Raw genomic sequence first — 11,877 nt, forward strand, 5'->3', positions numbered from 1 at the left:
AATATCAGAATATGTTTCGGAAAGATACGGCCCGGTTTCGGAAAAGTTTCGGGCCGGATGGATGGGCCCCGCCCGCCCGACCCGTACCGGTACGACGCCGGCCCGGCGTCGGCGTCGGCGGCGACGACGACGGACCGGATCTCGGCACGGGTACGGGCAGACGGGGCTGGCAGGCAGGGTCGGTCGGCGTCTCGACCCTGCCTCCCCCGCATCCGCCGGCCGGGGCGTTGGCATGCCCCGACCGGACGTCTCAGGTTGCCGCGCCCACCGGATCCTCGACCGGGGTGCGGTCCGCCGTGCGGTGGCAGGCGGAAGTGGTACGGGTGGGGGCAGCGGCGGGCGATGTCATCGGGTCCTCCGGATCGCCGGGGGTGGTGGTGGCGGTCCTCCGGTGCGGCCGGGGAATCCCGGTCCGGTCGCACCGGACGACCGTCCTATCCGTGCGCCACCGGGCCGTTAGGGCCCGGCTGCACACTCTCCGGAGCCGACCTCGTCCCGGCCGCGGGGCGCAAACCGCGGCCGGTCCCTCGCCGGTCGGCTCCGGAAAGCCGGTCGGGCGACGGCGGCGCGAGCACCGCCGTCGCGGATGGTCAGGGGTCAGACGGCGACCACGGTCAGCGCCGGTTCCACGTCGGTCCACGAGGAACCGGTCTCCGCCGAACGGGTCACCGCGTCCAGCACGAGCTGGACCTGCAACGCGTCGGCGAACGAGGGCGCCGGGTCGGTGCCGGTGGCGATCGCCTCGATGAGATCGCGCATCTGGTGGGTGAAGGAGTGCTCGTAGCCGATGATGTGACCCGGAGGCCACCACGCCGACATGTACGGGTGGTCGCCCTCGGTCACCAGGATCCGGCTGAAGCCCTGCTCCAGCGTCGGCCGGGTGGCGTCGTAGAACTCCAACTCGTTGAGCCGCTCCAGGTCGAAGACCACGCTGCCCAGCGAGCCGTTGATCTCGACACGCAGGGCGTTCTTGCGGCCCGTGGCGAACCGGCTCGCCTCGTACGTGGCCAGGGCGCCGCCGTCGAGCCGGGCCACGAAGACCGCGGCGTCGTCGACGGTGACCGGACCGGTGGCCGGACCGCTGCCGTCGACCGACTCGCCGTCGACGGTGGCCGCCAGCCCGCTCGACTCGGCCGGCAACGGCCGCTCCTTGACGAACGTCTCGGTGATCGCGCTGACGCCGGTGATCTGCTGGCCGACGACGAACTGCGTCAGGTCGATGATGTGCGCACCGATGTCACCGAGCGCGCCGGAGCCCGCCCTGTCCTTCTGCAACCGCCAGACCAGCGGGAACTGCGGATCCACGATCCAGTCCTGCAGGTACGACGCTCGGACGTGACGGATCACCCCGAGTCGTCCCTCGGCGACCATCTGGCGCATCATCGTGACCGCGGGGACCCGGCGGTAGTTGAACCCGCACATCGACCGCACTCCGGCGGCGCGTGCGGTGTCCGCCGCGGCGGTCATCGCCCGTGCCTCGGCCACCGTGTTGGCCAGCGGCTTCTCGCACAGCACGTGCTTGCCGGCGGCCAACGCGGCGAGGGCGATCTCGGCGTGACTGTCGCCCGGGGTGCAGACATCGACAACGTCGATGTCGTCCCGGTTGACGAGGTCACGCCAGTCGGTCGTGTACGCGTCCCAGCCGAGCCGGTCGGCGGCCTCGGACACCGCTGTGGTGTCCCGGCCGCAGACCAGCGCCATCCGGGCCCGCGCCGGCAGGTCGTACACGCGGTTCACGGTGCGCCACGCCTGTGAGTGCGCGGCGCCCATGAACGCGTAACCGACCATGCCGATCCGCAGTTCTCTGTCTGTCGTGGACAAGGTGGGTCTCCCCCCGGTATGTCAGAACCCGAGCTTGTCGTAGCTGCTCGCGTTCTCCTTGGTGATCGTCTCGGAGGCGAGGGTCACTTCCTTGGGCACCTGCAGCTCCGTCAGGTCGCCCAGGCCCCGGCCCTGCGCGATGAGCCGCGCGAGCGAGATCGCCGAGGACGCCATCGACGGGTTGTAGGTGACCGTCGCCTTGAGCACCGAGTTGTCGGCCTTGATCGCGTCGATCGCGAGCTTGGAGCCCGCGCCGCCGACCATGAAGAACTCCGACCGGTTGGCCTGCTTGACGGCCGCGAGCACACCGATGCCCTGGTCGTCGTCGTGGTTCCAGATCGCGTCGATCTTCGGCAGCGCCTGGAGGAGCTGGGCCGCCTCGCGCTGGCCGCTGTCCGAGGTGAACTCGGCCGAACGCCGGTTGCTCACCTTGAACCCGTAGGTCGCCAGGGCGGCCTTGAAGCCCTCGCTGCGCTCGACCGTCAGCGGGATCTCCAGGCCGGCGATCTCACCGATGACCGGGTTGGCGACGCCCTTGTCCTTGAGCATCTTGCCGATGAAGTGGCCGGCGGAGACGCCCATGCCGTAGTTGTCACCCTTGATCACCAGCCGCGAGGCCAGCGCGTCGGGGAACGCCCGGTCGAGGTTGACGATCGGGATGCCGGCCTGCATGGCCTGGAGGGCAACGGCGTTGACCTCCTTGCCGTCGTGCGGCAGCACGACGATGATGTCCGGCTTCTGGGCGATCAGGGTGCCGAGCGTGGAGCGCTGGGCCTCCGAGTTCGACCCGCCGTCGACCTCCTTGAACTCCACGTCCGAGTACGCCGCGGCCTGCGCCTTGGCGTTGGCGTGGATCGCGCCCATCCAGCCGTGGTCGGCGGCCGGGGCCGAGAAGCCGATGACGACCTTCTTGCCCGGAGCGTTGTTGCCCTCGGCGTTGCCGGCGGCCTTGGTCTGCGTGCTGGCGGCCGGGGTCTCGTTACTGGTGCAGGCGGTCAGCAGGGTGGCGGCGCCAACCGCGGCACCACCGAAGAGCAACCGGCGGCGCGACAGGTCGCGACTGTTCTGGGTCATGAACGACCTCCTGGGAGCGGGTTTTCATCTGGGTGAGGGTGTGCGAGGTCCGGCCACCGTCGAAGATCTCGACGTCGCCAGGACAACGGTGCGGTGCGTCAGGTTGTGGTGGTGACCCTGTTCCGCGCGAGGAGCCGGGTGACTGACTTGAACTTGAACTGCTGGATCAGGACGGCGGCGACGATAATGCCGCCCTTGACCATGTTCTGCGCCTCGATGGAGAGGCCGTTGATGGCGAAGAGGTTCGTGATCGTGGCGAAGATGATGACGCCGAGCAGCGAGCCGACGATCGTGCCCCGACCACCGCTGAGCAGCGTCCCGCCGATGATCGCGGCGGCGATCGCGTCCAACTCGTACAGGTTGGCCATCGCCGCCTGCGCCGAGGTGGCCTGCGAGGTGAGCATGATGGCCGCGATGCCGCAGCACAGACCGGAGAGCGCGTAGAGCAGCATCGTGTGCCGGCGGACGTTGATGCCGGCCAGTCGGGCCGCCTCCGGGTTACCGCCGACGGCGATGGTCCGCCGGCCGAAGGTCGTCCGGTTGAGCAGGACCCATCCGGCCAGCACGACCGCGCCGAGGATGTAGACCAGGATCGGGACACCGATGATCTTGCGGGCGGCGATGTCGTTGATGAACGTGCTGCTCGACACCTGCGTCTGCTTGTTGGAGATCGAGGCCGCCAGGCCGCGCGCGGCCACCAGCATCGCGAGGGTCGCGATGAAGGGCACCAACCGGCCGTACGAGATGAGGACGCCGTTGACCAGGCCGACGCAGATGCCCACCACGAGGGCGGTGAAGATCATGCCGCCGGCGCCATAGCTCTGGGTGGCCACCGTGGTGCACCAGACCCCGGCCAGCGCGACGATCGCTCCCACCGACAGGTCGATGCCACCGCCGATGATCACGAAGGTCATGCCGACCGTGACCACGCCGACGACCGAGGCGAGTTGGAGGATCGCCAGGACGTTGTTCCAGACCCAGGTCGGGTCGCCGTACAGGTCCGGCTTGGTGATCGCGCCGACCACGACGAGCGCGGCCAGCACGCCGATCAGGCCGAGGTTGCGCTTCGCACCGTCGCCGCCGTCGCCCCGCCACCAGGAGAGCTTGCCGGTGGAGGCCGTCTTTTCGCTGGCCACCGCCGTCTCCGCCGGGTCCACCGGCGGCGACTGGGCCGGAAGCTGCGGGCGCTCCGGTGTCGCGGTGGGTGTGGGAGTCGCGTCGCTCATGCCGGTGCGCCTTCCATCAAGGACCCCGCCATCACGAGGTCAAGCACAGTGTTCTCGTCAAGTTCGCCGGCCGCGGCCTCGCGGACGACCCGGCCTTCGCGCATCACCAGCACCCGGTCGGCCAGGCCCAGCACCTCGGGTACCTCGCTGGAGACCAGCAGCACGCCGACGCCCTGCGCGGCCAGTGAGCGGATGACCTGGTACAGCTCGGCCCGAGCGCCCACGTCCACACCCCGGGTGGGCTCGTCGAGCAGCAGCAGCTTGGTGCCGCCGAGCAACCACCGGCCGACCACGACCTTCTGCTGGTTGCCGCCGGACAGGGTGCGTACCGGCCGGTCGACGTCCCGGGGACGCAGCTCCAGGGTCTCGGCGATCCGGTCCGCCTCGGCGCGTTCCGCCGCCGCGTTGGTGAAGCCGAGCCGCGCGTACCGGCCGAAGGTGGCCAGCGTGACGTTGCGGTAGATCGGCTCGCCCAACAGCAGCGCCTGACTCTTGCGCTCCTCCGGGGCCATGCCCATGCCGGCCCGTACCGCCGCCCCGACGCCGGGGCGCAGCGCCTTGCCGTCCATCCGCACCGTGCCGGCCTCCGCCAGCCGGGCGCCGTAGATCGTCTCCAGCAGCTCGGAGCGGCCGGAGCCGACCAGACCGGCGATGCCGACGATCTCTCCGGCCCGCACGTTCAGCGACACGTCGGCGAACTCGCCGGTGCGGGTCAACCCCTCGACCTGGAGCAGCTCGTTGCCGGCGGTGTCGTCGGTCGGCCGGTCCGGGAAGACGTACTCGATGGTCCGGCCGGTCATCCGGCTGACCAGGTCGCGGGTCGGGGTGTCGCGCGCCGGCAGGTTCGCCGCCGTGGTCCGGCCGTCCTTGAGTACGGTGACCCGGTCGCCGATCTCGCGGATCTCCTCCATGCGGTGGGAGATATAGATGACGGCGATGCCCTGCGCGGTCAGCTCGCGGATGATCCGGAACAGGTTGCCGACCTCGTCGTGGGCCAGCACCGCGCTCGGCTCGTCCATGATGATCAGTCGCGCCTCGTGCGACAGCGCCCGCGCCATGCTGACGATCTGCTTGCCGGCCGCCGGCAGGGAGCGGACCATCCGACCGGGCGGGATCTCGCCGTGCCCGAGCCGGCTGAGGATCTGCCGGGTGTGCCGGGCCATCCGGCCGCGCCGGACGAAGCCGAAACTGCGGTACTCGTGCCCGAGGAACGCGTTCTCCGCGACCGAGAGGTCTTCGACGAGGTCGAGTTCCTGGTAGATGGTGGCGATGCCGGACTTCATGGCGGCCTGCGGGTTGGCGAAGGTGACCGGTTCGCCGCGCCACTCCACCAGCCCGGAATCCGGCTGGTGCACGCCGGCCAGCACCTTGATGAGCGTGGACTTGCCAGCGCCGTTCTGCCCCAGCAGGCAGTGCACCTCTCCGGCGCGTACCTCGAGCTGGACCCCGTCCAGGGCGCGTACGCCGGGGAAGGTCTTGACCACGTCGGTGAGGCGCAGGACCACCTCGCCCGCGACGGTGTCGGGCGGAGCTTCGACCAGCGGCGCGGCGGCGTCGGCGTCGGCCGACCCGGTGGTGGCGGTCTCGTCGGACAGGGCCACGGTCTCCTCCTCGCTCATGATGCTTCCCCGAAGGCGACGTCGCTGGCGAGCACGGCCGCGCCGGCGACACCGGCCCGGCCACCCAACTCGGACAGCACGACGGGCAGGTTGCCGGTAGCCAGGGGCAGTGACCGGCGGTAGACCACACTGCGGATCTCGGCGAGCAGGATGTGCCCGAGCTGGGCCAACCCGCCGCCGATCACGATCATCGACGGGTTGGTGAAGCTGACCAGGCCGGCGAGCACGCCGCCGACCCGGCGTCCGCCGTCGCGGATCAACTGGATGCAGGTCACGTCGCCCTCGACGGCGCCCTCGGCGACGTCCAGCGCGGTCACCGTGCCCCGCGTGCTCAACCGCTCGGCCAGGGCCGGCGACGCTCCGCTGCGGGCCGCGACGAACGCGTCCTTGGCCAGCGCCGCGCCGCTGAACAGGGCCTCCAGGCAGCCCGCGTTGCCGCAGGAGCACATCGGACCGTGCGCGTCGACCTGGATGTGGCCGATGTCCCCGGCGCAGCCGTCGGTGCCCCGGTAGACCTCGCCGGAGAGGTAGATGCCGCAGCCGACACCGGTGCCGATCTTCACGAAGAGGAAGTCGTCCACCGAGTGGGCGACTCCGCCGTGACGTTCCCCGATGGCCATGATGTTGACGTCGTTGTCGACCACCGCCGGGCAGGCGTGCTCCCGGCTGAGCAGCTCGCGGACGGGGAACCGGTCCCAGCCCGGCATGATCGGCGGCGACACCGGCACGCCGTCGCGGAAGCTGACCGGCCCGGGTACGCCGATGCCCACCGCGTCCAGCCGCTCGTACGCCCCGTCGACCCGGGCCTTGTGCAGCAGCTCGTTGACCCGTTGCAGGGTGACCTTCGGGCCGCTGCGGATGTCGGCCGGCTCGGCGTAGTGGGCCACCGGTTCGAGGCGACCGTTGACCACCTCGACGTCCATCGAGCTGGCGCCCAGGTCGACGGCGGCGAAGCGCAGCTTCGGGTTCAGCTCGACGAGCGTCGAGCGACGCCCGCCCCGGGAGGCGGCGAAACCGGCCTCGGCGACGTACCCGAGCGCGACCAGCCGGTCCAGCTCGGCCAGCAGTCGCGGGCGCGGCATCTGGAGCCGGTCGCCCAGCTCGGCCCGGGACACGGCCCCCTCGTCGCGGAGTAACCGCAACAGCCGGACGTGCAGGGGGTCGACGGTCCGCACGCGCGGTTCACCTCTTCATCGGACTCGTTCACATCGACGCAATGTCGATGTGTTGTGTCCGACACAGTAGGAGCGCTCCGCGCCGCGTGTCCAGAGCTTCAGCCGTTCCGTTCCCAACTTTTGTCCGAAGGAACAAAAGCTAAAAGTGGATCAAGAAAAGGATAACGGCGTGCCCGCAGGCGCTCGCGTGCAGTTTCATCGACCGACACGAACCCGCCCCGCCAGCGGGTCTGTGCTGGCGGGGCGGGTTCGTGTCGGTGCGCGCTCGATCCACTCCAGGTCGGCGATGTGGTGCCATCCGGTGCGGGGGATGCCGCCAGGTCGGCGATGTGGTGCCGATCAGGCGGTGCGGTCCTTCTTGCGGAGCTTGCGGTCGTCGCGCAGCTCGACGTACGGCTCTTCGTCGACGGGATGCCCGGCCGAGATCGCCCGACCGCGCTCCAACTCCGCGTCGAACTCGGCGCCCAGCAGGATCGCGATGTTGCTCAGCCACAGCCAGACCAGGAAGATGATCACGCCGGCCAACGCCCCGTACGTCTTGTTGTACGAGCCGAAGTTGCCCACGTAGAAGGCGAACAGACCCGAGATCACCAGCCAGATCACCACGGCCAGCACGCCACCCGGGCTGATCCAGCGGAACCCGCCGTGGCGGGCGTTCGGCGAGGCCCAGTAGAGGATGGCGAACATCAGGCTGACCAGGAGCAGCAGCACCGGCCACTTGGCCACGTTCCACACCGCGACCGCCTCCGAGCCCACGCCGATGGCGTCGCCGACCACCTCCGCGAGGCGGCCCGTGAAGACCACGATCACCGCACTGACCAGCAGGAGTACGCCGATCACCGCCGTCACGCCGACCCGGATCGGCAGGGTCTTCCAGATCGGCCGGCCCTCCGGCACGTCGTAGATGGTGTTCGAGGCGCGCATGAACGCGGCGATGTAGCCCGACGCCGACCAGAAGGCCGCCAGCAGACCGATGATCGCCGCGACGCTGGCCAGCCCACCGTTGCCCTGCGCCTGCTTGATGGCCTCCTCGATGATCTTCTGGATGCTGTCGTTCGGCACCGCCTGGTTGACCGTGTCCTTGACACCCTCGGTGGCGCTGGCGCCCAGCAGGCCGAGGATCGAGATCAGCACCAGCAGCCCGGGGAAGATCGACAGCACGCCGTAGTAGGTCAGCGCCGCCGCCCAGTCGGTCAGGCTGTCGTCCTGAAATTCGCGGACCGTACGACGCAGCGCCGCCTTCCAGCCGCTGCCGGGCAGGTCGGTGGGGCTGTCCGGGCCCGCGTCCGGCCCGACCGCCCCGACCGGCGCGCTGGCCCGGTCCCGCTCGGTGCGGGCGCGCGTGCGGGGGTCATGCTCGCTCCGGCCGTGCTTGCGATCGCGCGCCGTGCGGCCGCCCGGGGTGCTGTCGTGCGCGGTGCTGTCGTGCACGGGGCTGTCGTGGGCGGTGTCGTCACGGGCGCTGTGCTGGCGCTCACGCTGGGCGGAAGACTCGTCCGAGGCCATCGCCCCTCCTCGTCGTCGGCGGTGTCACCTGCGGACATGCCCCGTCGACGGCCTTGGATAACCCCCTACTTGTAGAGCATCCTGCCCATCCGGCGCGAGGCCACCAGCAGACCGACCGCCATCATTCCCAGCAGGTAGAGCACGTCGAGCAGCCAGAGCCAGCCACCGGTGCCCACCGTGAGCCCGCGGAGCAGGTGCACCGCCCGGTACAGCGGAGTGACCTCGACCAGCCAGCGCAGCAGGGTCGGGTAGGCCTGCGCCGGCACGAACGTGCCCGAGAAGAAGAACAGGGTGAACTGGACCGACCCCACCAGGTCGAAATCCTGCCAACTGCGCATGACGGTGGCGACCGCCATGCCGAGCCCACCGAACGCGAACCCGACCAGCACCGCCGCCGGCAGCGCGGTGACGGCCCGGGTCACGGTGGTCAGGTCGAGCGCGACCATGACCCCGAGGAACGCCGCCGAGTACGCACTGCCGCGCAGCATCGCCCAGCCCAGCTCACCGAGGGCGATCTCGAACGGGCGGATCGGGGTGGCGATCATCCCGTCGTACAGCTTCATGTACTTCATCTTGCCGAAGAGATTGAATGTGGTCTCCGAGATCGCCCCGGTCATCGCGGAGGAGGCCAGCATCGCCGGGGCCACGAACTCGGCGTACGACACCAGCCGTCCGTCGGGCAACGGCAGGTCCCCGACCAGCGTCCCCACCCCCAGGCCGATGGAGAGCAGGTAGAGCAGCGGCTCCACGAAGCCGGAGAGCAACAGCAGCCAGTAGACCGCCTTCAGGGCCGTGACGTTGCGCCCGATCACCGACGCCGACCGGCGGGACGCGCCGGAGACGTCGACCAGCCGGGGCAGGACCAGCGTGACCACGGGTTCCCCCTAGACGACGAGCTTGCGGCGGAAGGCGCGCAGCGCGAGCAGCCACCCGGCGACCGCCCAGGCGGCCAGGTAGAGCAGGTGCCCGACGATCAACCACTGTGGAGCGACACCGAGCGTGGCGGCCCGGCACAGATCGACGGCGTGCCACAGCGGCGTGGCGTACGCCAGCCAGCGCAGCGCCTCGGGCAGCGACTCGACCGGGAAGAACACCCCGGCGAACAGGCTCATCGGGATGACCGCGAACCGAAACAGCATGGCCAACCAGTTGTCGCTGGACACCGCCGCGGCATACGCGAAGGTGGGCGCGGCCACGGCCAGACCGAGCAACGCCACCACCGGCAGGGTGACCACCGCCCACGGCGACCGCAGCGCCCCGAACAACCCGGTGACCAGCAGGAACACCGCGATCGTGGTGACCACCCGGAACAGCACGAAGGCCAGGTGCCCGGCCAGGATGTCGCCCACGCGCAGCGGCGACGCGCTCTGCGCCTGGTAGCTCTTGACCCACTGGAAGTTGCTGAACACCGGCCACGTCGAGTCACCCACGGTCACCTGGAGCGCGGTCGAGGCGATCAGCCCGGGAACCAGCCAGTCCAGGTAGGGCACCCCGCCGACACCCTGGTCGATGTAGCCCCCGACGCCCACGCCGAACCCGAGCACGGTCAGCAGCGGCAGCAGGAACGACGAGAACACCCCGGCCCGCCAGGTGCGCCGCAGCCCGACCAGGTAGTAGCCGAACACCGCGGACGCTGGCGCCCACGGCGGTCCCGGTCTCGCCCGCGTCCGTTCCGCCACGCTCACCGCGCCACCTCCACCCGCGTCGACCACGACCTTGTCTACCCAAGGGGTACGACATACCGCGAGCCGCTTACGCCGTGCCCGTCGCCGCGATTGCGTGATCGACTCGACTTCCTGGAAGTCGCGGTGTCGGCGGCCACGGAAAGCCCCGACATCCGGGAAATCGAGGGGATCACCCCCAGCGGGGGCCGCTCGCGTGATGGATCATGCTCGGCGGGCAGCGGCGGACGCGATGAAGGCGCGCCACCTGTCGGGCTCGAAGACGAGCACCGGGCCGTCCGGGTCCTTCGAGTCACGCACCTGGGCCAGAGCCCGATGGTCGTTGGCTGCTCAGCAGCACGACACGCCGGCAGGTTTGTTGCTGAGCAGCCACCGATCGCCCCCGGGCCCACCCCGCACCGCCACCGATCGGCCGGCGGCGGCAACCGGCACCAGGGTCAGTCGACGAGGGTGCGGCCGGTCAGGTGCAGGAAGACGTCCTCCAGGCTGCTGCGGCGCACCAGCACATTCGCCGGCTGCAAACCCGACGCGGTCACCTCGGCGACCGCCGCGTCGCCGTCGGGCACATAGAGCAGAACGCGGTCGGGCAGCACCTCGACCCGCTCCCCCACCCCGTCCAGCTTGTCGGCGAACGGCGCCTGCGACTCGGCCGCGAAGCGCAGCTCGACCACCTCGCGGGTGGAGTATCGCTCGATCAGCGCCCGGGGCGAACCCTCGGCGACGATCCGACCGCCGTCCATCACCACCAGCCGGTCGCAGAGCTGCTCGGCCTCGTCCATGTAGTGGGTGGTGAGCACCAGCGTGACGCCCTGCTGCTTCAGCCGGAACAGGCGCTCCCACACCAGGTGCCGCGCCTGCGGGTCGAGCCCGGTGGTCGGCTCGTCGAGCAGCACGATGTCCGGGTCGTTGACCAGAGCACGGGCGATGGTCAGGCGTCGTTTCATCCCGCCGGAGAGCGGATCGACCTTGCTGTCGGCCCGCTCGGTGAGCTGGACGAAGTCGAGCAACTCGGCGGCCCGCGCCCGTGCCGCCCGGCGCGAGATGCCGAAGTAGCGGGCGTAGACGGTCAGGTTCTCCCGGACGGTCAACTCCGGATCGAGATTGTCGAGCTGCGGGCACACCCCGAGGCGGGCGCGGATCGCCGGCCCGTCGGCCACCGGATCCAGGCCGAGGATGCGCAGCTCACCGGCGCTCGGCGGCGAGGTGCAACCGACCATGCGCATGGTGGAGGACTTGCCCGCGCCGTTCGGTCCCAGAAAGCCGAACGCCTCACCCGACTGCACCTCGACGTCGATGCCGTCCACGGCGGTGAAGTCACCGAACCGCTTCACCAGCCCACGAGCCTGAATCAGTGGTCGCCCGGTAGTCACCGCCCGACCCTAACCGCCGGGTCCGACATCCCTGCAGGCAAATACCCGCGCGCCCTGACCCGCCGGAAGCGAAACGCCGATCAATGCCCCACGCCGTCGGCCGATCGACAGGTATCGTCCCCCTGTGTCGCCCGCCAGCTCGCCCGATGGTCCGCCGTCACCCGCCCGACCAGCCAACTCGCCCGGCGACGGGCCCGACACGCGCCCCGCCGACCGGCCCGACACGAGCCCCGCCGACGAGCCCGTCACGACTGCGGCCGACAGGCCGCCTCGACCGCGCCCAGCGGCCGAGGCCGCGGAACCAGCCGACACGGCAGAGCCGACCGCCGAGACCCCAGAACCGACCGACACCGCGAAACCGCCCGAGACCGCGAAACCGACCCGGACCGCGAAACTGACCCAGA

Annotated in this window: 10 protein-coding genes; all 10 read right to left on the reverse strand. The window is 70.4% G+C overall.

All coding sequences use genetic code 11. The annotated features are described in order from the left end of the window. Positions 1–597: 597 nt before the first annotated feature. The 10 genes from AB0B55_RS31780 to AB0B55_RS31825 all read right to left on the reverse strand — a co-directional run bounded on the left by AB0B55_RS31780 (position 598) and on the right by AB0B55_RS31825 (position 11,473). Positions 598–1,788 carry a Gfo/Idh/MocA family oxidoreductase gene (locus tag AB0B55_RS31780; protein ID WP_357175794.1) on the reverse strand — a complete coding sequence of 397 codons (1,191 nt, stop codon included), beginning with the start codon at positions 1,786–1,788 and terminating at the stop codon, positions 598–600. A 54-nt stretch (positions 1,789–1,842) separates the two neighbouring features. After that, positions 1,843–2,895, reverse strand: coding sequence for a substrate-binding domain-containing protein (locus tag AB0B55_RS31785; RefSeq protein WP_357175797.1), 1,053 nt, complete (start codon positions 2,893–2,895; stop codon positions 1,843–1,845). A gap of 98 nt (positions 2,896–2,993) precedes the next feature. Next, positions 2,994–4,121: an ABC transporter permease gene (locus AB0B55_RS31790; RefSeq protein WP_357175800.1), complete on the reverse strand. Its 1,128-nt coding sequence runs from the start codon at positions 4,119–4,121 to the stop codon at positions 2,994–2,996. Continuing rightward, on the reverse strand, positions 4,118–5,740 hold the full coding sequence (locus AB0B55_RS31795) for a sugar ABC transporter ATP-binding protein (RefSeq protein ID WP_357133335.1): 1,623 nt from the start codon (positions 5,738–5,740) through the stop codon (positions 4,118–4,120). Before AB0B55_RS31795 ends, AB0B55_RS31790 begins: the two co-directional genes overlap by 4 nt. Further along, positions 5,737–6,915 carry an ROK family protein gene (locus AB0B55_RS31800; protein WP_355051303.1) on the reverse strand — a complete coding sequence of 393 codons (1,179 nt, stop codon included), beginning with the start codon at positions 6,913–6,915 and terminating at the stop codon, positions 5,737–5,739. Before AB0B55_RS31800 ends, AB0B55_RS31795 begins: the two co-directional genes overlap by 4 nt. A gap of 339 nt (positions 6,916–7,254) precedes the next feature. Continuing rightward, entirely contained in the window at positions 7,255–8,421 is a 1,167-nt protein-coding gene (locus AB0B55_RS31805; RefSeq protein ID WP_357175802.1) for a YihY/virulence factor BrkB family protein, read from the reverse strand. A 65-nt stretch (positions 8,422–8,486) separates the two neighbouring features. Then, positions 8,487–9,296, reverse strand: coding sequence for an ABC transporter permease (locus AB0B55_RS31810; RefSeq protein ID WP_357133330.1), 810 nt, complete (start codon positions 9,294–9,296; stop codon positions 8,487–8,489). Positions 9,297–9,305: 9 nt separating this feature from the next. Then, on the reverse strand, positions 9,306–10,106 hold the full coding sequence (locus AB0B55_RS31815) for an ABC transporter permease (RefSeq protein WP_357175805.1): 801 nt from the start codon (positions 10,104–10,106) through the stop codon (positions 9,306–9,308). Positions 10,107–10,307: 201 nt separating this feature from the next. Continuing rightward, complete coding sequence (locus AB0B55_RS31820) at positions 10,308–10,412, reverse strand: DUF397 domain-containing protein (protein WP_357133381.1); 105 nt, start codon at positions 10,410–10,412, stop codon at positions 10,308–10,310. A 128-nt stretch (positions 10,413–10,540) separates the two neighbouring features. Then, the gene (locus AB0B55_RS31825) at positions 10,541–11,473 is read right to left on the reverse strand and encodes an ABC transporter ATP-binding protein (protein WP_357175809.1); all 933 of its coding nucleotides are present in this window, start codon (positions 11,471–11,473) and stop codon (positions 10,541–10,543) included. Positions 11,474–11,877 lie beyond the last annotated feature (404 nt).

Origin of the sequence: Micromonospora sp. NPDC049107 (genome assembly GCF_040648595.1) — a bacterium.
Lineage (GTDB): Bacteria > Actinomycetota > Actinomycetes > Mycobacteriales > Micromonosporaceae > Micromonospora.

Coding starts and splice junctions, on each gene's coding strand:
- AB0B55_RS31780 (WP_357175794.1), bottom strand. CDS start 1,788: ATGGTCGGTTACGCGTTCATGGGCGCCGCGCACTCACAGGCGTGGCGC.
- AB0B55_RS31785 (WP_357175797.1), bottom strand. CDS start 2,895: ATGACCCAGAACAGTCGCGACCTGTCGCGCCGCCGGTTGCTCTTCGGT.
- AB0B55_RS31790 (WP_357175800.1), bottom strand. CDS start 4,121: ATGAGCGACGCGACTCCCACACCCACCGCGACACCGGAGCGCCCGCAG.
- AB0B55_RS31795 (WP_357133335.1), bottom strand. CDS start 5,740: ATGAGCGAGGAGGAGACCGTGGCCCTGTCCGACGAGACCGCCACCACC.
- AB0B55_RS31805 (WP_357175802.1), bottom strand. CDS start 8,421: ATGGCCTCGGACGAGTCTTCCGCCCAGCGTGAGCGCCAGCACAGCGCC.